At 44.0% G+C, this 23794-nt stretch carries 11 protein-coding genes; all 11 read left to right on the plus strand.

Features of this window, described 5'->3' with window-relative positions:
- The 11 genes from AC570H_RS05190 (at position 1) to AC570H_RS05240 (ending at position 23611) form a co-directional block, all read left to right on the plus strand.
- The gene (locus AC570H_RS05190) at positions 1–1668 is read left to right on the plus strand and encodes a hypothetical protein (protein ID WP_497352403.1); all 1668 of its coding nucleotides are present in this window, start codon (positions 1–3) and stop codon (positions 1666–1668) included.
- A 3-nt stretch (positions 1669–1671) separates the two neighbouring features.
- Entirely contained in the window at positions 1672–2853 is a 1182-nt protein-coding gene (locus AC570H_RS05195; RefSeq protein ID WP_497352405.1) for a glycoside hydrolase family 88 protein, read from the plus strand.
- A 281-nt stretch (positions 2854–3134) separates the two neighbouring features.
- The gene (locus AC570H_RS05200; protein ID WP_497352407.1) at positions 3135–7250 is read left to right on the plus strand and encodes a hybrid sensor histidine kinase/response regulator transcription factor; all 4116 of its coding nucleotides are present in this window, start codon (positions 3135–3137) and stop codon (positions 7248–7250) included.
- Positions 7251–7877: 627 nt separating this feature from the next.
- The gene (locus tag AC570H_RS05205; RefSeq protein WP_497352409.1) at positions 7878–11006 is read left to right on the plus strand and encodes a SusC/RagA family TonB-linked outer membrane protein; all 3129 of its coding nucleotides are present in this window, start codon (positions 7878–7880) and stop codon (positions 11004–11006) included.
- 11 nt (positions 11007–11017) lie between these two features.
- Positions 11018–12748 (plus strand): RagB/SusD family nutrient uptake outer membrane protein, encoded by a 1731-nt coding sequence (locus AC570H_RS05210; protein WP_497352411.1) that lies wholly within the window; start codon positions 11018–11020, stop codon positions 12746–12748.
- Positions 12749–12779: 31 nt separating this feature from the next.
- On the plus strand, positions 12780–15827 hold the full coding sequence (locus AC570H_RS05215) for a SusC/RagA family TonB-linked outer membrane protein (RefSeq protein ID WP_497352413.1): 3048 nt from the start codon (positions 12780–12782) through the stop codon (positions 15825–15827).
- A gap of 22 nt (positions 15828–15849) precedes the next feature.
- Positions 15850–17565, plus strand: coding sequence for a RagB/SusD family nutrient uptake outer membrane protein (locus AC570H_RS05220; RefSeq protein ID WP_497352415.1), 1716 nt, complete (start codon positions 15850–15852; stop codon positions 17563–17565).
- Between the two features lie 93 nt (positions 17566–17658).
- Positions 17659–19413: a glycoside hydrolase family 2 protein gene (locus AC570H_RS05225; protein ID WP_497352417.1), complete on the plus strand. Its 1755-nt coding sequence runs from the start codon at positions 17659–17661 to the stop codon at positions 19411–19413.
- Between the two features lies 1 nt (position 19414).
- Positions 19415–20974 carry a hypothetical protein gene (locus tag AC570H_RS05230; protein WP_497352419.1) on the plus strand — a complete coding sequence of 520 codons (1560 nt, stop codon included), beginning with the start codon at positions 19415–19417 and terminating at the stop codon, positions 20972–20974.
- 21 nt (positions 20975–20995) lie between these two features.
- Positions 20996–22063, plus strand: a complete 1068-nt coding sequence (locus AC570H_RS05235) for an endo-1,4-beta-xylanase (protein WP_497352421.1) — start codon at positions 20996–20998, stop codon at positions 22061–22063.
- Between the two features lie 312 nt (positions 22064–22375).
- Complete coding sequence (locus tag AC570H_RS05240) at positions 22376–23611, plus strand: endo-1,4-beta-xylanase (protein WP_497352423.1); 1236 nt, start codon at positions 22376–22378, stop codon at positions 23609–23611.
- The last annotated feature ends 183 nt before the right edge of the window (positions 23612–23794 follow it).

Genomic DNA, 23794 nt, shown 5'->3' on the forward strand with positions numbered 1-23794 from the left:
ATGAAGCTGTTAAACACAATTCGTGATGCTAACAAGACTTGTCATCCTGAACTTGCTTCAGGATCTATCTCGAGTGAGATACCAGGTCAGGCCCTGCATGACGATTCTTTTTTACGTTGGTCGGGATGTGCCATCTCGACCGTATCTAACTATGGATTTGCAATCCATGCTAGAAAAGTTTGGCTTCTATGCTTATGTCTATTATCCATAGCTTTAACCGCTTCTGCCCAGCAAACTTGGCAATCCAAATACGTTAAAGTTCAAGGTGGAAAGCTCCAATACATTCCAGATGAGCAAGGAAATATCATCCCTGATTTTAGCAGGGTAGGCTACCATCAAAATCAAAAAGCCATTCCAAATGTAAAAGTCGTTACTACGCTTTCTCCAACTGGCGACAATGACCAGCAGCGCATTCAAAACGCCATTGACGAACTGGCCAAGAAGCCAGCAGATGCATCTGGGATTAGAGGAGCTATTTTATTGCAGGCAGGTGAGTATAAAATCCCTGGAAGTTTGCGTATTTCAGTTGGTGGTATTGTTTTACGTGGCGAAGGAGAAGCAACCAAGCTTGTTGCTACTGGCAAAGGCCAGCGAAAAACCATCATCGCCTCCGGTACCGGCAAAGCAAGCGAAGTTCCAAACACGAGAACTAAAATTACCGATAAATACGTGCCTTTGGGTGCTAAAAGCTTTCAAGTAAGCAATGCCACAGGCTTTAAAGTAGGCGATGCGATTATGGTCTACAGGCCAGGTACCCAGAAATGGATCACAGATTTGAAAATGGACCAGATTGAGGCCCAAGCGAATACCATCCAATGGAAACCAAGCGACTACAACCTCAATTTTGAACGTAAGATTACCGCTATTAAAGGCAATACCATTTTTATCGATAATCCAATTGTAATGGCTATGGAAGAGCAATATGGCGGGGGCGAAATCTACAAATACACTTTTACCGGGCGGATTGCCGAAGTGGGGATAGAGAATCTGTTGCTATCATCAGAATTTGCCAATGATACCGATGAAGACCATGGTTGGGATGCTATTTCTTTCAATAAAATAGAAAATAGCTGGGTCAGTGGGGTATCCAGTCATTATTTTGGCTATTCATGCGTAAACTTAGGTGGCGATAGTAAACAGGTTACGGTAAAAGACAGCAAATGTTTTACGCCGAAATCAAAAATAGAAGGTGGCAGAAGGTATTCATTCAATAACGATGGCCAACTGAACCTCTTTATGAATTGCTTCGCTTCAGAAGGCAGGCACGATTATGTAACCGGAGCCAAAGTCTGCGGACCAAATGTATTTTACAATTGCGTTTCTGAACAGGCAAAAGCCGACATCGGGCCACACCACCGTTGGGCCATGGGTACTTTATACGATAACGTGGTAAGCGATGGCGAAATCAATAGCCAAGATCGTGGCAATTGGGGCACTGGGCATGGCTGGTCTGGTGTAAATCAAGTGTTTTGGAACTGCAAGGCCTCCAAAGCTGCTATTCAAGATCCTTATGTGAGCGGTAAAAACTATGTGATAGGCATGGAGGCTAAACCTTATGAGGGCAGGCTGAAAGGCAGGCCGGCAAGCGTTTGGGATGGACAAACAAGAAAAGGCTTGCAGCCTGCATCATTATATTTAAAACAAGTAGAGGAAAATAAAAAACGATAAATTATGAAGTTAAAAACTAGTCTATTCGCCCTGTTGATCCCGGTTTGTGGAGTAGTACAGGCACAGAAAGTTAACGTGTCTAAAGCTTTTGCAGACGCAGCCAAGCAAACAGATGTACTGATCAAGAACGTAGATTCGGCCAGAAAAATAAAACCAGCCCAGGTTTCTCCAAGAACGGTAGAAAACGGACAATTCAAAATGGTAGGATCGAGAGATTGGACCAGTGGCTTTTTTCCAGCTGAACTGTGGTATTTCTATCAATATACCAAAGACAAAAAATGGCTTGAACTGGCTAAAAAATATACAGAAGACATTAAAAAAGAACAATTTAACAAAGGCACGCACGACTTGGGCTTTATGGTGTACTGTCCGTTTGGCAATGGTTACCGCTTAACTGGCGATCCGGCTTACCGCGATGTCATTATACAAGCTGCCAAATCGCTTTCCACTCGATTCAATGCCAAAGCTGGTGTCATCAAATCGTGGGACCATAATGGTGACAAATGGAAGTATCCTGTAATTATCGACAACATGATGAATTTAGAGCTGTTATTCGAGGCTACGAAGTTTACTGGTGATTCGTCATTCTATAAAATTGCTGTTTCACATGCCAACACTACCTTAAAGAACCATTACAGACCTGATTTTAGCTCTTGGCATGTGATTGATTACGATACTTTAACTGGTAACGTGCGCAACAAGCTTACTGCACAAGGTTACAGCAACGAATCGGCATGGGCAAGGGGCCAGGCTTGGGGCTTGTATGGCTATACTTTGTGCTATCGCTATACCAAAAACCCAGTTTATTTGAAACAGGCTGAGGCCATTGCCAAGTTTATCCTAAACAATCCGACCCAAAATAAAGACTTGGTTCCTTACTGGGACTACAATGCGCCAAATATTCCAAATGCACCAAGAGATGCATCGGCCGCTGCCATTACCGCTTCGGCTTTTTACGAATTGGCTAATTACAGCAAAGCTGCTCATTATAAAGACTTGGCAGATAAAATCTTGGCAAGCCTTACCAATAGCTATCGTTCGCCAATTGGCAAAAACTACGGATTTATTTTGGAGCACAGCACTGGCCACTTGCCGGCAAAAAGCGAGATCGATGTGCCCATCAACTATGCAGATTACTATTATTTAGAAGCTTTGTTGAGAAGCAAAGGTTATCAATACAAATAATATTTAGATTTTACCACCCCGCCTTTTAGGCACCCCTCCAAGGGAGGGGAATTGAATTCGCCATTCCCCTCCCTTGGAGGGGTGGTCGCAGACCGGGGTGTTAAATTAGATAAATGCTAACCTAGCTCAGAAAATACAACTTTACCTTTTACAGGCCCTTTCAGCATCGTTTGAAAGGGCCTGTTTTTTTGATTATTGAAAAGAATAGATATATTTAGTGTTTCAACACTAAATTTTTGAGGGCTTTCAGGCACATATTTTCTTTGGCTCTTTTATGGGCTATGGCATTTGTTATGGCGAATGCCCAATCAGTGCCTATCAAATTCAAGCATTTCTCTTATAAGGAAGGCCTGGTGCAGAGCCCAATTTCCAGCTTTTTGCAAGATGACAATGGTTTTATTTGGTTTGGCAACCTGAAGGGTCTGACTCGATATGATGGCTATAAGTTTAAAACTTATATTTTCGACCAAAAACAGCCCAAAAGCCTCAGCAACAATAGGGTAAATATCCTGTTTAAGGATATTGACAAGAATCTATGGATAGGTACGGCCAATGGCGTAAACCTATACAACAGCGACGATGATAATTTTACGGCAATAGATGTCCGCGAGATCAAGGGAGGCCGAAACTACATCTCGTCGATCGTGCAAGACCAGCAAAAGAACCTATGGATAGGCACTTTTGGCGGACTGAAGAAGCTCAACCGCAAGACCTTAAAGCTCGAAGACTTGGCTGTTGATCAAAATGATCCCGATTTCAGGAACAGTGCCATCTTTTCGCTCTTTGTTGATCGTGCCAACCAAATTTGGGTAGGTACCAAGGCAGGGCTGAAGAAATTTGATCCCAAAACCGGCAGGACAGTTCCTTTGCCAACGGTATTTGGAGTGCTGAATGAAATGCCTAAATCGAGGATTTTAGCCATTAAGCAAGACTTTGATGGCAACCTTTGGTTTGGAACAGAGGTTTCGGGCGTGTTTAAATACAACCCGAAGGAAAATACCGTTCAAAGCTACCTTTCATCTGGCAATCCGAATAGTATTTCATCAGATTGGATCAAGGATATTTTGGTTTACGACCAAAACAGCATTTGGTTTGCCACCAGAAACGGTTTAAGCACTCTCAATCTGCAAACGAATAAATTTACCAATTACAGGCACGATCCGCTCAACGAAAACAGCTTGAACGATGATGCCATTTGGTCGCTGATGAAAGACAAGACGAATTGCGTTTGGATCGGCACTTTTTCAGGCGTAATCAATTTCTATTATGCCGGCAATTCAAATTTTCAGAATATTGGAGAACGAATTGGCGATAAACTCGGTTTGAACCATATCCTCGTTAATGGAGTGGTAGAAGATAACGACGGTTCACTTTGGGTGGGTACCTCGGGCGGTGGATTAAACCATATCGACCGCAAAGCCAAAACCAGTTTGTATTATCCCATCGGGGCAAAAAACAATGCCCGGCCCAGCAATGGCGTCAAATCTATGGCCGATGATAAAAAGGGCAATTTATGGATCGGCTCTTTGGATGGGCTCAGCCTTTTTAATAAAACCAGCAAGCAATTTAAGTATTACGAGTTTCCGGTTAGGGATGGCAAGCTGAGCGAAAACCTGATTTTATCCATCCTGCCTTACAACAATGGCGCATGGATCGGTACCAATGGCGGTGGCTTGAGGTATGTGCTGCAAGATGGCCAATCGCCCATACTGCTCAGAAAAGATACCAGCGTAGGCACACATGGTGGGCAAGCCATTAGTGATAATTTCGTAACCGCTTTATTGGAAGATGAACAGCACAATGTTTGGGTGGGCACACAGAATGGCCTCAATTACTATGACACGAAGCTGGGCAAGATGACCAAGCTCTACCGGAAAATCAAAAACAGCAAAAAATACCAGATCAGCAACAGCAACATCACCACACTCTTTATCGATTCGAAAAAACAGCTGTGGATTGGTACAGAAGGAGGGGGGCTGAACTATTTCGACCAAAAGAGCAATCGTTTTTATGCCATTAGTAAAGACTTGGGGCTGGGAGACGATGTGATCCATGCCATTTTGGAAGATGACTTGAAAAACATTTGGATCAGTACCGATTTAGGGCTCTATAAACTTGTCTTCAAAAAACAATCCCTTCCTTTTACCAAAGAGAACGTGGTGATTACGAGTTATACCTCAAACGATGGATTAATCAGCAGCCAGTTCTCTACGCAGGCCGGTCTTAAATTAAAAACAGGCGAAATTGTATTCGGAGGTATTAACGGCGTTTCTATTTTTTACCCAGAAAGAATTATCAAGAACAACTATTTGCCAAATGTTGCTTTAACCAATCTCTTAGTCAACAATAAAGAAGTAGCTGTTAGTCCAAAAGATTCGCCTTTGAACCAATCCATTACCCAAGCTTCGTCAATTACGGTGCCTAATGACCAAAGCAACCTGAGCATCGAATTTTCGGCGCTTAATTTTATCAATTCCGAGAATAACCAATATGCCTATAAGCTCGAGGGCTTGCCGGCAGGCGATGAGTGGCAGCAGATTGGCAAGCAACGCGTGGTTAACTTTGCCAACCTGGCACCGGGCAATTATGTGTTTAAGGTGAAGGCAGCCAATAACGATGGCCTTTGGAGCAGTTTCGAAAGAACGATCAAGATTGAAGTTTTACCGCCTTGGTGGCAAACCTGGTGGGCGATTTTAATTTATGCGGCCATCTTATTTGTAATCGGCCGGATCATTTACAGTTTCCTGAAAAACAGGTCCAATTTAAAACGCGAGCTTTACTTGGAACAGGTGCAAAACGAGCGTCAGGAAGAATTGCACCAAATGAAAATCGATTTCTTTACCAATATTTCGCACGAGATCCGTACGCCATTAACGCTGATCTTAGGTCCGCTGGAGAAAATGGTGCTCAATTCTGGCGCACATACCGCATTCTATAAACAATTGCTCCAGGTACAGCACAATGCCAATAGGCTGATGCGCCTGGTTACAGAGCTGATGGATTTTAGAAAAGCCGAAAGTGGACACATGAAACTGGCCTTTTCTTGTTGCAACCTGGTTAAGTTTGCCGAAGAGATTTACCTGTCATTCCAAAACCTGGCCGAAGACAAACGCATTACTTACGAATTCGTATGTGCAGAAAGCGAAATCATGGTCTATTTTGACAAAGACCATTTTGAAAAAGTGTTGTTCAACCTCTTGTCAAATGCCTTTAAATTTACGCCAGAAGGAGGGAAGATCAGCTTCGTGATTAAAGCCCAAGCGAATTCGGTAAGTATCGAAATTACCGATAACGGCAAGGGCATTTCTCCTAAAAACATCGATAAGCTGTTCAATAAGTTTTTTCAGGTGTACAATGCCGAAGCATCCAATAATGGTTATGGCATAGGCTTGGCGCTTTCAAAAGGTATTGTAGAGTTGCATAAAGGCACAATTGAAGTAGTAAGCCATACCGATGGCCCTAAAAATAGCCTAACCACCTTTACCGTTTCATTGCCATTGGGTTCGGCTCATTTAGACGAAAGCCTATTGCTGCCCGAATACATGAACAGCGACAATCCGGTACATTATTATTTGCAGTCGCAGGCCAATACCATTTTGACTGCCGAAACACCAGTTGTTCAAGAGGTGAAATATACCATTTTGGTAATTGAAGACAATCAAGAACTGCGCAGTTTTATCAAGGAATCGTTTCACGACCAATATAAAATCCTGCAGGCGGCGAATGGGGCAGATGGTTTGGCTTCAACGCTTGAAAATATGCCCGATCTGATCATTAGTGATGTGATGATGCCCGAAATGGATGGCTTAGAGCTATGCAGGCGTGTAAAGAGCGACGAAAGGATCAACCATATTCCGGTAGTGTTGCTTACGGCCAGGGCGGCTTACATCCATCAGATTAACGGTTTAGAAAAAGGCGCCGATGCCTATATCACCAAGCCATTTAGCATTCAGGTGCTGGCGCTTAACATCAAGAACATTTTGGCCACCAAAGAAGCTGGCCGCCAGAAAATGATGCGCGATGTATTGCTCAACCCGCAACCATTGGAAATCGTATCGCCAGATGAAAAGTTCATCAGCAGGTTGATGGGCATTATAGAAAACCACCTTGACGATCCTGAATTTGATGTTTCCAAAATTGTGCAGGAAGTAGGGATGAGCAAAACAGTTTTGTACAAAAAGGTACAAGCCTTAACCAGTCTTTCGGTTGCCGACCTCATCAAATCCATCCGCCTCAAAAAGGCAGCGATGCTCTTAGAAAGCAATCAACTGAGCATTGCCGAAATTGCCTTTTCTGTAGGTTTTAGCGACCGGAAATATTTTAGCAAAGAGTTTAAAAAGCTCTACAATTGTTCGCCGTCGGAATATATTGCTGCGCATGCAAGCGCTAAGCCTTAATCGTAAAAACCCGGCTCGTGGTGCTAGCGACAAATATAATTCCCCTCTTTTAGAAGGGTGGTCGCAGACCGGGGTGTTAAATAATAATAGCGCTGTGTTTTGCACAGCCGAGCCCGAAGCGGTTCTGCTCCGCCAGTTGCTGGCTTTAATAATGCACTGACCTAGGTATTTTAAACCCGATTGGTGCGAACACGGAGCCGAAGCATGAGGCGGAGTAAAGCAGAAAGCGGGAGCTAATGTTCAAATAGAATACCATCTTTGCTTTGCTAAAAAAGCCAATACTAATGGAACATTTCAACTTGCAACCTTAAAATATTACAAGCTTCATTCAGGTTTTAACGCAGTTTAGTACAATTTTACCCCTATTTAAGGAAGAATTTGCCCCCCATTTTCAAAACGCGCTGCACATATTTGTTCAAACCAAATATTAAACGTCATGAAAAAGGGAAGAATCTCTATTGGCTATCCGAAGCCATTTGTCCAACGCTTAGCGCAACCCATCTGGAAATATTGTTTCCAACAACTCCAACACCATTTGCTTTAATTGTAAATGATAGCCATAAGCTATTGTAAGGTGTTTGGCTTTGTCTTAGAATAAACTGTAACCAAATATTTAATCCAAATTGAATGAAACTATTTTACAAATTGAAGAGTAGGTGTCTGCAAATTGCCCCGCACAAGGCAAGGCATATGGGCCATACGGTTTTGTTAACCTTAGCCTGTTGTTTTTTTGCATTGAGCACCTACGCCCAAAACAGAACCATTACAGGTACCGTTGTTGATAAGAGCCAAGGGCTGCCTATCCCAGGTGTATCTGTGAAAATAAAAGAAAGCCAAACGGTAGTGGTAACCAATGGCGATGGCAAGTACAGCATAAATGTGCCAGCCGGACCTGTAACATTGGTTTTCGCCTATATCGGTTTTACCCAGCAAGAAATTACGGTAGTCGGAAATACCCAAAACGTAATTTTATCAGAGGCCAAAACAGACTTGGAAGAGGTGGTAGTAGTAGGGTATGGTACCCAAAAGCGCTCGGATATTACCAGTGCCGTAGTTACGTTAGACAGCAAGGAAATTTTAAAATCGCCTACTTCAAACGTAACCAATAGCTTGGTGGGTAAGGTAACGGGTTTAACCGCCGTACAACAAGGCGGACAGCCTGGTCGCGATGCTGCCAACATCAATATTCGTGGTATTTCTACCTATAACAGCAGTGGTGCTATTATTATTGTTGATGGAGTAGAGCGTCCCGAGTTCGGTAACATCGATCCAAACGAAATCGAAAACATCAGTATTTTAAAAGATGCCGCTTCTACCGCCGTATATGGGATCAGGGGAGCAAATGGTGTAATTGTAGTGACGACCAAAAGTGGAAAAGAAGGAAAGCCAAGAGTAAGTTACAGTGGCAATTACAGCCTGCAGAGCTTTACGGGCTTGCCAAAAACGCTCCATTCGTACGATAATGCCTTTCTGATTAACGAAGCCAACCGAAACGATGGCTTGGCCGAGACTTGGGCGGCAGACGAACTGCAGAAGTTTAAAGACGGTTCCGATCCTTTGGGTTACCCTGATGTAAACTGGTTGGATTACTTGACCAAGGACTCTTACGGCCAAACCCAGCATAACATCAATGTGAGTGGTGGTACCAAAGTGATTAAATACTATGTTTCGGCAGGTTATTTATATCAGGATGGGATCTTTAAAGAATTCTACTCGCCATTTGGCATTAACACCACGCCTAATTTTAACCGTTACAATTTCAGGTCGAATTTAGACATTAACCTGAGCAAAGACCTCACCGTAGGGGTAAGATTAGGAGGAAGGCTTGAAAGGATCTATACGCCATCGGGTTTAAGGTCTGACGGTTTTCCTTACAATAACTTTGAGGGGATGATCTCGAGGGCATTACAAACACCCAATTTTGCCTTTCCGGTAACTTTGCCTGATGGCCGGATAGCACAGAACTCTTCGGTAGGTACCAACGTTTGGAATCCATTGGCCGTAATTTCGCGCTATGGTACCCGTAACGACGATAACAACACCATAGAAAGTACGTTTACCCTCAACTACAAAATGGATTGGCTCACCAAAGGCCTTTCGTTTAAAACAACTTTTGCCTACGATTCTTATTTTACCAGCAATACCGAACGTAATGCCAATTGGGCAGCCTACAAATACGACAGGAGAACCGGCGTAGTTACCTTAGAAGCCGATAAGCCACGCGATGAACCCTTGGGTGCTTTAAGCTCGTTTAGCGGCGGTAATATCGTGTCGGAACTGCAATCTGGTTTCAACTATCAGCGCAGCTTTAATAAGCATAACCTTACTGCTTTGGCCTTGTTTACCAGGCGTTTGGTGAATGTAGAAGGAGGAACAGCCAGGACATCGCCACCAAGAGCTGCACAAGGTTTGGTTAACAGGTTTGGCTATAATTACGATGAAAAATATTACGCCGAGTTTACCTCTGCCTACAACGGGTCTGAAAACTTTGCACCAGGCCTGCGCTATGGTTTCTTTCCTGCGGTTTCTGCCGGATGGAACATCCACCGCGAAAACTTCTTGAAAGACAGCAAAATTATCAATTACTTAAAATTAAGAGGTAGTTACGGTAAAGTAGGTAACGATCAGCTTGATTCACGTTTCCTTTACCTGACCGATTATGCGGTAACCAGCGGAGGCATCCAGTTTGGCTTGCCAACCTCTTTGGTTAACTATAGCACGGTTGATGTGTTGAACGGTTTGCCTGGAAATCCATTTGTAACCTGGGAAACAGGCATCAAGAGAAACATTGGTTTTGAAAGTAGGCTTTTTAACAGCGCCTTGAAGTTTAATGTCGACATTTTTGACGAAACCAGAAAAGACATCTTAACGCAAAGGGGATCGGGTTTTGCCACTTTCGGATTAACCTATCCGCGCTTAAATATTGGCGAGGTTTACAACAAGGGCTATGAAATTGAATTAGACTACGAGAAAAAGATGGGCGAAGTAGTTTTCGGAATGAATGCCCAATTGAGCTTTACCAGAAACAAAATCGTGAACAGAGACGAGCCTTTGTATGCGCCGGCCTATCAAAAACAGCAAGGCAATAGAGTAGGGCAGTTTTTTGGTTTCAAAACCGCAGGCTTTTATAGCTCGCAGGCCGATATCAATGCCTGGCCGGTTAACCAATTAGGTGCCGTTGTACCCGGCGATTTGAAGTTTGTAGACATCAATGGCGATGGCGTGATCAACAACGACGACAGAACAGCCATCGGCTATTCGAGAAATCCAGAATATACCTATAGTTTTTCTCCTCGCATAGCTTGGAAAGGCTTTGCGCTTTCGGTATTGTTCCAAGGCGTAGCCAATGTGAGCTCAGATTTGATCTTGGCCGAAAACAACAACGGTTCGCAGATGTACGAGTTCATGTTGGATAGATGGACGCCAGCTACTGCAGCTACCGCAACTTGGCCCGCTTTGCACTCTAGGGGCGTAACTTCTCCAAACTACAGCTTAAATGACTTTACCTTGCAAAACGCGGCCTACCTTAAAATCCGTAATGCGGAACTCTCATGGACGGTGCCAGATCGTTGGGTAAAAGCACTCAGGCTAAATGCGTTGAGGTTCTTCGTAAATGGCCAGAACCTTTACACCTGGACCAAGTTTAAAATGTATTACGATCCAGAGAATGTCAATACATCGGTAACCAATTTCAGCAAGCAGTCGCTTTACCCATCATCCAAGGTTTACAATTTCGGTTTAAACCTTACACTATAAGCTATACAGATATGAAACCATTAAAATATACATTAACCGTATTGGTCTTGATTGCAGCTTCATTCCTTTCGGCCTGTAAAAAAGACTTTTTAGAGCGTACGCCGGGTGTGGCTTTATCAGAAGAAGCGGTATTTGCCGATCCTGTTCTTTCGGCACAATTTGCAGACAAAGCCTACACTTATTTGGTAGATGATTATGTGCGCTTCGATACGCACAGGGGCGCAAGCTCGCAAGCATCAGACGAGGCCGTTTCAGGTACGTCTAACAGCTCGATCAGGTACCTTAACCAAGGTTTGTTCCATGACCATTCAGATCGCGTTGCCGCCATTAACGATATCCGTGATATCTGGTCGAGGGCTTATGCCGGCATCAGGGTAACCAATGTAATGCTCACCAAATTGCCTAATGTGCCATGGACAAGCGTACAATCGCCAATCAGGATAGAAGGTGAAATGCATTTTATTAGGGCCTTCCTGTACTTCGAGTTGATGAAGAGGTTTGGTGGCGTGCCTTTAATTGAACGGGCTTATGATGTGAACGAGAATTTGGACATTCCCAGAAACACCTATCAGCAATGCCTCAATTTTGTTTTGGCCGATTTAGACAAGGCCGAGCAACAATTGCCAGAAGATTATGACAATGCCAACTACGGTCGCGCTACTTTGGGCGCCGCCAAGGCATTAAGGGCAAGGGCTTTATTGTATGCCGCCAGCAAACTGAACAACGAAAGCAACGATTTGAGCAAGTGGGCTGCAGCCGCTGCAGCCGCAAAGGCCGTAATGGATATGAACAAATATTCCTTGCAAAACACCTACAGCGATATTTTGAACGTGGCTGAATCTCCAGAATATATCATGATGAAAATCAGAGGTCCTAGAGCCAATTCTGAAAACAAGATCGTTGATTTTTCGCAATCGCCGGGCTCTGGCTCTATTTCAGGTTCGATGAACCCAACCCAAAACCATGTTGATTTGTACGAAATGAAAAACGGCAAGGCCATTAGCGATCCAACTTCTGGCTATAATCCACAGGCACCTTATGCCAACCGTGATCCGCGATTAGGTTTTAACGTGTTGTACAACGACCAAACTTGGCAAGGCCGAAAACTGGAGATGTGGTATACCGAAACCACCAATGCCAGCGGACAAAAAGTAATTACCTACAGCAGAGACTGGAATGCAACCAACCCGATTTATACGGCTACGAGGTATTATTGCCGCAAGTACTGGCCAGAGCCTTATATCAGAAACGTGGCGGGTACAGCCTTGCTCAACTTTATTTATTTCAGGTATGCCGAAGTATTATTGAACTACGCCGAAGCACAAAATGAGGCTGTAGGACCTGATGCGAGTGTTTATGCCGCCATCAACCAAATCAGAAGCAGAGGTAGAGGTGTGGCTTCGGTGCCGGTTGCCGAAAGAGTTGATATGCCCGATTTGCCTGCAGGCCTAACCCAAGAGCAGATGCGTGCGCGTATCCGCAATGAAAGGGCTGTAGAGTTGGCCTTCGAAGATCACCGCTGGTATGATATCATGCGCTGGAAAGCCGGACCCGAAATCGTTGCCCAGCCCGTTTACGGCATGAATATCCTTAAAAATGCCAATGGAACTTTCACTTACAACAAAGTATTGCTGCCAAATACATTTCAGAAGGTTTTCTTAGACCATATGCATCGTTATCCAATCCCTCGCACAGAGATCAATAAGAGCAATAACATTCTTATCCAAAATCCGGGATGGTAAATCAAAATATTAACGATCAAAATTAACCGATATGAACTTGATAAAATTCAAATATATAAGTTGCCTCCTGCTGATCTTAACGCTCGGCATGGGGCAAATATGGGCGCAAACCCCTAATCAGACCATCACCGTGTCTGGTAAAGTGGTTGACGATAAAAACACGCCTATAGCTGGGGTGAGCATCCTCATCCAAGAAAAAAAGAGTGGTAACCTCACCGCTGCCGATGGTACCTTTTCTTTTGAAGCCAGTACCAACGATCAGATTATTTTTCAAATGCCAGGCTACCTCATCGTGAGCAAATCTGCCAGTGAGGTGAACAAAATTACCATCACTTTAACACCAGCCTTAATCGAGGCCGATAACCAAGACGATGTTTTTATCCCTTTTGGCGTAAGAAAAAAACGTCAGGTAAGTGCTACCATCAGTACGGTAAACGTAAGCGAATTGCCTCAGTTGCCATTGTCTACGCTTAACAATACCCTGTCGGGACGATTAGCCGGTCTGTACATCCAGCAAACGGGTACAAGGCCCGGTACCGATGATGCTACATTTTTGGTACGTGGACGTTCCTCGTATAACAACGGCCAATCGCCTTTAATTTTGGTGGATGGCGTAGAACGCGATTTTGTGGACATGGATTTAGCCGAGATCGAAAGCATTAGCGTTTTGAAAGATGCAGCTTCTTTGGCTTGGTATGGCATGAGCGGCAGCAATGGCGTTATTTATGTGCGCACCAAAAGAGGCAGTGCTACGAGCACCAAAGTAACTTTCGATGCACAAGGAGGCCTACAAACACCGGTAAACATCACCAGGCCATTGGATTCTTACAGCTATGCTACGCTTTATAACGAAGCTCAGGCGAACAGTGGCATTGCGCCTTTGTATAGCGCATCGGTTTTACAGGCCTATCGCGATAACTCCAATCCACAGTTATATCCAAACAATAACCTAGTGAAAGATTTCATGAAAGAGGCTTCTCCGGTACAACGTTATGTGGGTACGGTTAGCGGCGGTAATGCCTTTGCAAGGTATTTCACCATGTTTAGTTTTTATGACCAATCTGGTTTGTATAAGGGTGGAAGCAATCCGAGTTACGATGCCAATACCAATTTCCAGCGTATAAATTTCCGTACCAATTTAGATATCCATGTGAACAAAAGTTTGGATGTAAGCCTAGATGTTGGCGGACGTTCGGCAAATATCCGTTACCCAAGAGATGGCAATGGAAACTTTTTGGCTACAATTTTCGGTACGCCGTCAAATGCATTCCCTATACTAAATGCCGATGGCAGCTATGGCGGTACCTCTTTGTTTAGGAGTAATCCAAAGGCAATGCTAGAGTCGAGGGGGAACATTACAGATCTAACCAGAACCTTGCTGGCCAATGTAAATGTAAAGCAAAAGCTGAACTTCATTACCGAAGGCCTGTCCCTAAATGCCTTTTATTCATATGACGTAACGAGTTTATACACTTCGGGTTTTACCCAGAATTATGAGGTTTACGAATACAACCCAACCACGGCCAATTATGCTCGTTTTGGTACAAAAGCCATCTTGGATTATGCCGCATCAGATTTTAACGGAAACGTAAGGAGAAACGAGTTTTGGGGTGGATTGGATTATGACCGTACGTTCGGCGATCATGCCTTCAGTATATCATCGAGAGTAATGAGAGGCGTTGTGGCTACTCCGGGAGCTTTGTTAGATAGGAGAGAGCAATGGTCAAACCGTATTTCTTATGGCTTTAAACAACGCTATTTTGTTGACTTGATCGGAACCTTGGGCGCCTCAGAAACTTTTATGCCAGGTAAGAGAAGCGGTTTCTTTCCAGCGGTTTCTGCCGGATGGATTGCTTCGGACGAGTCTTTCCTTAAAGGCGCCAAGTTCTTAGATTATTTAAAAGTGAGAGCCTCTTACGGTGTAGTTGGCAATGATGCGATTAGCACCAGCAGAAGGTTCATGTTTAATACCTATTACAATCGTGGCGGAACTGGTTATTTGTTCGGAACAGGCTATACGGCCGGCGTAAATACCACAGAAGCCGAATTGGCTAATCCAGACCTCACTTGGGAGCGAGCCAAAAAAGCCGATGTAGGCATCGATGTAAAACTATTCAAGCAGATGATTTCCCTTTCGGCTGATTATTTTCATGAAAACAGAACCAAATTGCTGACTAATTCTTTGTTGCCGGCCATTATTGGTCAAACCAGCGGTCAGGTTAACGATGGCGAAGCCGAGTACAAAGGTTTCGAAACCTCGTTAAACTTTAACAAAAAACTGGGTGATTTTAACCTGAACGTTTATGGCAATTATACCTATGTAAAAAGCAATATCATCCGTTTAAACCAAGAACCGGGCCTGCCTGCTTACCAGAGGGAAATTGGCTTTCCGATTAGTGGCGTGGTTAACGGAACCGATTTTAACAGAAGGTTTTTGATCTCGCAAGGCTTGTTTCAAACACAGGCCGAAATAGATGCCGCACCAGTGCAGCGCTTTTCAGGTACGGTGAAGCCAGGCGATATCCGCTACAAAGATATCAATGGCGATAACGTGATCGATAACTTCGACTTTGTGCAAAAAGACTACAGCAATGTGCCTACCTCATACTATGGCTTTGGCGCTTCGGTAAACTACAAAGGCTTTGATTTGTCGGTGTTGTTTCAAGGTACGCAGGGCAGGAGCATCCAAATCAGTTCATTGGTTAATCAAGGATCGTCAAACACGGGTTACATCAACCAGTTTAGCGTAGACCGCTGGACGCCTGCTACAGCTGCCACGGCGAAATACCCGAGACTGGCTTTGGCCGATAGGGGCAACAATACCCAGGTTTCTGATTATTGGATCAGATCTGGCGATTATTTGAGGCTCAAACACGCTGAAATTGGTTATACCTTAAATTCTTCGTTCGTGAAGAAGATCAAGCTACAGTCGATCAGGTTTTATGTAAGCGGCTTCAACCTGCTCACTTTCGACAAGCTGGGCGATTTGCCGATCGATCCTGAAATTCCAGAATCGGGCTACATCAATTCCTATCCTTATTTGCGCTCTTATTCATTGGGCCTAAACGTTAAATTTTAATCGACTTTAAAAAACATAAAGTATGAAGACATTAAAAATTACAGCAGTCTTTCTTTTAGGCGCCGCCATCTTCGCGGGCTGTAAAGATTTTTTACAGGATGGCTCACTTGCCGAAGGGCCCATCACTTCTCAAGAAACCTGGGCAAACGATAATTATGCAAGAGGTGTGTTAAACAATGCCTATTTCTCGGTTCCCGATCGTTTTAACCTAGATGGCAACGGCGCCATGCAGGCATCGGGAAGCGACGAAGCGGTTAATTCTAACCTCAATTCGAGCATCAATACCTTTAACAATGGTACTTGGGGTCCGGTAAGAACCATCGATGACATTTATGGCAGCATGTACGAAGGCTTAAGGATTGTTAATCTTTTTATGGCCAATGTACAAACCAGTGGCATCACATCTCAGCCATCAGAACTGACTTCGCCTACGGCTGCAGATCAAACACAGCAAGCCCAAATCAATCGGTTAAAAGGTCAGGCCTTTTTCTTGAGAGCCTATTTTCATTTCGAATTGTTAGAGCGTTACGGCCGTATTGTATTGGCCACAAAAGTATTTGATCGCGATGAAAACCTTAACCTGCCGAGGAATACCTTCCAAGAATGTGTAGACCAAATTGCACTCGATTGCGATTCGGCCATTGCACGTCTCCCTTTGTGGACGCAAACCTGGTCATCGGCGCAAAGAGGCAGGGCTACGCAAACTGCAGCAATGGCTTTAAAAGCAAGGTTGTTCCTCTATGCAGCAAGTCCGCAGTATAACCCAAGCAACGATTTAACCAAATGGCAAAAAGCGGCAGATGCGGCCAAAGCATTGATTGATAAAAATGTACATTCCTTGCTGACCGATTACAGAAACCCTTTTTTGTTTGGGGGCAATCCTTATAACAACGAAGTGATTTTCGAAACCCAAACCCCAAACCGCAACGATATTGAGCAGAACAATGCCCCAATTAGTTATGATGGAGCCTTGGGCAGAACCAATCCAACGCAAGAACTGGTTGATGCCTTTGAAATGCGCAGCACTGGGAAACCGATTACAGACGCAACCTCAGGCTATAATGCTGCTGCTCCTTATACCAATCGCGATAACCGCTTGGCCTTTACTATTTTTTGCAATGGCGTAGTGTATAAAAGTCCGAAAACAGTTGATACCTATATTGGTGGCAAAGACGGAATTGGTGCTAATGTAAACGCTACAAAAACAGGTTATTACATGCGCAAGTTCTTTAACGATGCCGTTACCTGGAACCAAGCGTCGAACACCTTATCAAGGAGGCCTTGGGTTATTTTCCGTTATGCCGAGGTATTGCTCAACTATGCCGAAGCTTTGAACGAAGCGCAAGGACCGGTTCCGGCAGTGTACACCTACATCAACCTGATCAGGCAACGCACTGGTGTGGCCTTACCTGCCCTACAAAGCACTAATCCGGCAGGGAATGGTTATGTGCCAGCCACCAAAGAAGCCATGCGCCTGCGTATCCAAAACGAGCGTAGGGTAGAGCTTTGTTTTGAAGGACATCGCTTTTTCGATGTGAGAAGATGGAACAAAGGCGAAGAGTTCTTTAACAAGCCGGTAAGTGGCATGAGGATTACCAGAAACGCAACAAATGGAACATTCACTTACGAACGTTTTACAGTAGAAAACAGGGTATTTACCGCGAAGAACTACCTCTATCCAATTTCGCAAAGCAACTTAAACAGAGCGCCTGCCTTGGGGCAAAATCAAGGATATTAATAAGCAACTAAAATCAAAAACATGTTAAAAGTAAATTACTGGGCATTATTTATCGCGATCCTTTTTTGTTCAAGCCACAGCTATGCTCAAAATTTGATTCAGAACATCCAGGCCAGGAGCATCCAAAGCCTCAATGGAAAATGGAACTACATCGTGGATCCCTATGAAAATGGGTTTTATGATTACCGACATGAACCATTTGATCAATCGGCTTCTGGTACCGGAGGCTTTTACGACGACCGTTTGCCAAAAGACAAATCAGAATTGTTGGAGTACGATTTTGATCATTCGCCGGCACTAAACATTCCAGGCGATTGGAACTCGCAAGTGGAAAAACTGGAACTTTATGAAGGCTCGGTTTGGCTAAGGAGAAAATTCGATGTCAAGCCGGCGGGCGACAAACGCTATTTCGTGTATTTTGCTGCGGTAAACTACGAAGCCCATGTTTACTTAAACGGCAAGAAATTGGGCATCCACAAAGGTGGATTTACGCCTTTTCAGTTTGAGGTAACCGGTAAATTGAAAGAAGGTGCCAATTCAATCGTGCTTAAAGTGGATAACACCCGTAAACAAGACGAAATCCCAACCATCAACACCGATTGGTGGAATTACGGAGGCATTACCCGCGACGTGTTTTTAGCCGAATTGCCTAAAACCTATGTGGCCGATTATAAAATCCAGTTGCCCAAAGCGAAAGAGAATCTGATTGCAGGTTATGTACAGCTATCTGATAGTACTGCTGGTCAAAAAGTGACAATTAATATTCCAGAACTTAAGATCAATACCCTTGTCGTTACAGATGCACAGGGCAGGGCCGAAGTGAAAATTCCTTATAAGAATTTAACCTTATGGTCGCCAGAAAACCCTAAGCTTTATCAGGTAGAGTTGAGCACGGCAACCGAGAAAATAAACGATAAAATCGGTTTCCGACGCATTGAAGCCAATGGCAACAATATTTTGCTGAATGGAAAATCTATTTTCTTGAGAGGCATTTCCCTGCATGATGAAAACCCCTTGTTGGCAGGCAGGTTGCGTGGCGAAGGTGATATGCGCATGATGCTACAATGGGCCAAAGAATTGAATTGCAATTATGTACGCTTGGCGCATTACCCGCATAACGAAGAAATGATCCGATTAGCCGATGAAATGGGATTGTTGGTTTGGGCAGAAGTGCCGGTGTACTGGACCATTTCGTGGACTAACCCAGCTACCTATGCCAATGCCAAGCAACAGCTCACCGATTTAATTTTAAGAGATAAGAACCGCGCCAGCGTAATTGTTTGGTCTATAGGCAACGAGACCCCTTTAAGTGAACCTCGCTATCAGTTTATGGGCAATTTGGCTACTACGGCTCGTGCCTTGGATGATACCCGTTTAGTGGCTGCCGCTTTAGAAGTGCACCGTGAGGGGAACACCATCATTTTGAATGATCCATTAGGAGAGAAGATTGACTTGGTAAGCTTTAACGAATATGCAGGCTGGTATTGGGGCGGTACGCCGAAAGAAATCCTGCGCTACAACTTTAACATCAAATACAACAAACCCGTGGTGATTACAGAATTTGGTGGCGATGCCTTGGCTGGTTTTCATGCCGACGAAGATACCCGCTGGAGCGAAGAATACCAAGAAGCCTTGTATCGCAACCAGATGATTTTATTGGGTAAGATTGATGGCCTAAGAGGGATGACCCCATGGATCCTGACCGATTTCAGGTCGCCAAGAAGGCAACACCCCATCTATCAGAATTTCTGGAACCGCAAAGGCCTCATCTCCGAAACCGGAAAGAAGAAAAAGGCATTTTACATCCTGAAGTCTTTTTATGATCAAATGCAGTTAAAATACAAATAAGATGGAAAAGACAACACAATCTATCAAACGCACTACGCCAAACGCCAATCGCCGAACGCCAATCGCCAATCGCCAAACGCCAAACGCACTGCGCTATACGCTATTCGTACTACGCCAAACATTAAACGCCGATCGCTTCACGCCATACGTGGTAATTATCATTGCCCTGCTGGCTGTATCTGTCAAGGCATTGGCGCAGGATAAGGATAGCGTTGATTTCAAGCTGCAGGTAGAAACCAGAAAGGTGCTCAACAACTCAAAAGACAATGCTTCATTTACACCTTATAAACCATTTGCTACTAGAACCTTGTCTAGCTTGAGCGGATTTAAAACTAAAGCTATCAAAACCGATGTCTACGGAGGGCGATTAGACCGAAAAGCAAAGGCTACTGGTTTCTATTATGTGCAAAAAATAGATGGACGATGGTGGGCAATTGATCCTGCCGGACACTATTTTATCCACAATGCCGTAAATGCAGTGAGCATGGGTACATCGGATAGGAATAAGGCTGCATTGGCCAAGGTGTTTGGCAATGAAAGCCAATGGATGGATAAAACCCAAAGCCTATTGCACGAAAACGGCTTCAATGGAGCCGGAGCATGGTCTAACGCCAAGCTCATCGCCAAATCGCCCTTGCAAAAAACGAAGCCTTTGGCCTATACCGTTAACCTCGATTTCATGAGCGCCTACGGCGATAAAAGAGGAGGGACCTATCAGGTTCCCGGGCATAAAGCCTATCCCAACAATGTGATTTTTGTATTTGATCCTGCTTTTGAAGAGTTCTGTGATCAGCACGCCAAAAAACTGGCCGAAAATAAAAACGACCCCAATCTGTTTGGCTATTTCTCAGACAATGAAATGCCATTGGCAATCAAAAACTTAGATGGCTATCTTACATTAAAGAATCAGGAAGATCCGGGCTATTTGGCTGCCAAAAAATGGATCGATGAAAAAGGAATTAAAGCCGACCAATTGACCGATGCCAATCGATTGGAGTTTCTGCAGGTTGTAGCCGACAGGTATTTCGCCATTGTAGCTAAAGCCATCAAGAAATATGACCCCAACCATATGTATTTGGGATGCAGGTTTCATGGCAATCAAGGTAAGCTCGCCGAACTTTGGAAAGCCGCAGGCAAATATGTAGATGCCATTTCGATGAACTACTATAATGCCTGGACACCAGAACAGCCACAGATGAAAGAGTGGGCCGATTGGTCGGGTAAGCCTTTTATCATTACCGAGTGGTATGTTAAAGCCGATGATTCGGGTTTGGGCAATACTGCGGGTGCAGGTTGGGTGGTTAAAACCCAACAGGATAGAGGCTTCTTTTACCAGAACTTCACTTTAGGTTTAATTGAATCGAAAAACTGCGTAGGCTGGCACTGGTTTAAATACATGGATAACGATCCCACGCAGAAAGGGGCGGAACCATCCAATACCAATGCCAATAAAGGTATCGTAGACAATAACTATCAGCTATACCAGCCTTTAGTTGATCAAATGAAAGCACTGAATTTTCAAATGTACCAGTTGAGCGATTTCTTCGACCAGAAGAAATAGGACCAACATAAATGACCAAACATGAAAACAAAACTAATTATCGCATTAACACTAGCCAGTTTTTTTGGCTGTGCCAATATGGACCACACCACGCTGATGCCAGATCCAGTAACCACACCACCCACCAATACGGGCACTTTAAAAGATATGCCTTTTCCTTTTGGCGCAGCTGTAAATGCGGGGATCTTAAGAAGCAATGCCTCCTATAAAGCTTTGGTAGTGAAAGAATTTAGCAGCCTCACTGCAGAAAATGCCATGAAATTTGGTACGGTACATCCAGCAGAAAACACCTATAACTGGACTGATGCCGATGAGATTGTGGCCCTGGCACAAGCCAATGGCAAACGGATCCACGGACATACGCTCAACTGGTATAAATCGCTCCCAACATGGGTAACCAATTTTCAGGGCGATACCCAGGCATGGGAAAACCTATTGAAGACACATATCCAAACTGTGGTTGGCCATTTTAAAGGCAAGGTAGCCTCATGGGACGTAGTGAATGAAGCCTTTGAGGATGATGGCACCTATCGCAATAGCATTTGGGTACAAAAACTTGGAACCGATTACATTGCCAGGGCCTTTCAATATGCACGCCAAGCCGATCCAGATGCTCAGCTGTTTTACAATGATTACGGGCATGAATATAGCGCAGCCAAACGCACTGCCATATTAAATTTGGTGAACGACTTAAAGAACCGGGGTATCCCAATTAATGGTTTAGGTCTGCAAATGCACACACGTTATAATCAGACTGATGCAAATATTACTTTAGCCATTACTTCAGCTGCTGCCACAGGTTTAAAGGTACATATTTCGGAGCTGGATGTTGCGCTAAATCCAGATAATAACCAGTCGCTAACTTACACTGCCAGCTTGGCAGACCAGCAAGCCGCGAAGTATAAATCTATCGTAAAAGCCTATTATGCCATTCCCAAAGCCCAACAGTTCGGCATTACCATTTGGAATGTAACCGATGCCGACAGCTGGATCCCAACAGAGTACAACAGACCAGATTGGCCTTTGCCTTTCGACCGCAACTACCAAAGAAAAGCAGCTTACCAAGGTATTTTGGATGGGGTGAAATAGCCGCTTGGTCCACAGTCGTTAGTTGGTCCATAGCCTAAGTGACCAAATAATCAATTCCCCTCCTTTGGAGGGCGGGGTGGTCCTTTGGTAAATCGTCAGCGAGGAACGAAGCAATCTATCTCAAGTGAGATTGCTTCGTCCGATTGGCAATAAGCTAATGAACCGATGAACAGTTCTCAGTTGACAGTTCTCAGTTTTCAGTTGATAATTCTAGTAATATAACAATCAAGCGATGATTAATCTGCCAATGAACATAACACCCTGCTAGCAAGCTTGCTACAACGTTACTTAATCACCTAAACCAAATATAAAATGAACAAAGTAACTATTTACACCATGCTATTGGGCATATCGCTCGGTGCGTGTACAAAAGAAAAGACGTCGATAACCGAACCTGGATTTGCAAAACCAAACACTTTGATGGATGGCAATGCCGCTTTAGTGGTGAGCGATGTTTTGCAAGAAGTTAATCCTGCTGTGATGGTTGGAGCTGCCATTAATTCGAATAAGTTTAGCAATACAACTTATAAAGATTTGGCAAAGCTGCATTACAACAGTATCACGGCAGAAAACGACATGAAAATGAATAGCTTAAATCCTGCTAAGTACACTTGGGATTTCGGTATTTTAGGTAACGGGCTGGAAGAAAAAAACGAGAAGATTCCTAATCTGGCCAAAGATTTTGGCGCAAAAAGGATCCATGGTCATGCCTTGGTTTGGCATCGGGCCTTGCCCAATTGGGTAAAGGATGTAGAAACCAATACACCGGTTGCAGCTAGGGCCGATACCTTAAACGCCATTATGAAAAGGCATATTGATAAAACGGTGGCTTTTTACAGCAACAATTACAAAGCGGGCAGTCCGCTGTTGCCCTTGCTCACCTCTTGGGATGTGGTAAACGAAGCCTTTTATGATGACGGCACGCTAAGGGGAAACCTGAACCTGGATGGATCGGGCAATGATATCGGGAGCATTTGGAAACGCTATATGGGCGAAATCTATATTGAAAAAGCCTTCAGGTATGCGCGATTGGCAGCCAGAGCGAACCAAAATTGGAAGTTGAAACTGTTTTACAATGATTATGGACACGAATACAGCACTGCAAAATTGAACGCAATTTACAACAAGGTAATGCAGCTGAAAGCAATGACAGAAGGCGGAGATCCGATTATCAATGGAGTAGGCCTGCAAATGCACGTCAGGTACAATACTTCGCTGGTAAACATCAAGGCCGCTATTCAGAAAATGAAAGAAACTGGGTTATTGGTGCACATTGCCGAGCTGGATATTTCTTTATTGGGACCAAGCGAAACCACTGTGCCGGCAGGCGATTTAACCAATCGTCAGAATTTGCAAAAATCCTTGTATTACAATATTGCGAAGGCTTACCAGGAAATTGTTCCAACAAGCCAGCGCTGGGGCATTACCCTATGGAATATTGGCGATGCGGATTCGGCTTGGGGCGTAAATGCAGCTGCCACCTTGTTCGATACCTCTTATGCCAAGAAACAGACATTTTGGAATTTTAGGGATGGATTAACACCTTGACAAAAATAATTATACTTGTAGTGGTATTGATGGGGCGGTTTATTTTGAATTGCAACAGATTTACCACTACTTTTAGTGCTAAATTTCCAGCGAGCATTTTGCTCCTGCGTTACTAAAAAGTATAATAAAAACTTAACCATAATTTTAAACAACAAACCCACTGAGGTTTGCTTAACCACCAAA

It is taken from the genome of Pedobacter sp. B4419, from assembly GCF_059693725.1.

Coding starts and splice junctions, on each gene's coding strand:
- AC570H_RS05205 (WP_497352409.1), top strand. CDS start 7,878: ATGAAACTATTTTACAAATTGAAGAGTAGGTGTCTGCAAATTGCCCCG.
- AC570H_RS05235 (WP_497352421.1), top strand. CDS start 20,996: ATGAAAACAAAACTAATTATCGCATTAACACTAGCCAGTTTTTTTGGC.
- AC570H_RS05230 (WP_497352419.1), top strand. CDS start 19,415: ATGGAAAAGACAACACAATCTATCAAACGCACTACGCCAAACGCCAAT.
- AC570H_RS05195 (WP_497352405.1), top strand. CDS start 1,672: ATGAAGTTAAAAACTAGTCTATTCGCCCTGTTGATCCCGGTTTGTGGA.
- AC570H_RS05240 (WP_497352423.1), top strand. CDS start 22,376: ATGAACAAAGTAACTATTTACACCATGCTATTGGGCATATCGCTCGGT.
- AC570H_RS05215 (WP_497352413.1), top strand. CDS start 12,780: ATGAACTTGATAAAATTCAAATATATAAGTTGCCTCCTGCTGATCTTA.
- AC570H_RS05210 (WP_497352411.1), top strand. CDS start 11,018: ATGAAACCATTAAAATATACATTAACCGTATTGGTCTTGATTGCAGCT.
- AC570H_RS05200 (WP_497352407.1), top strand. CDS start 3,135: ATGGCATTTGTTATGGCGAATGCCCAATCAGTGCCTATCAAATTCAAG.
- AC570H_RS05190 (WP_497352403.1), top strand. CDS start 1: ATGAAGCTGTTAAACACAATTCGTGATGCTAACAAGACTTGTCATCCT.
- AC570H_RS05220 (WP_497352415.1), top strand. CDS start 15,850: ATGAAGACATTAAAAATTACAGCAGTCTTTCTTTTAGGCGCCGCCATC.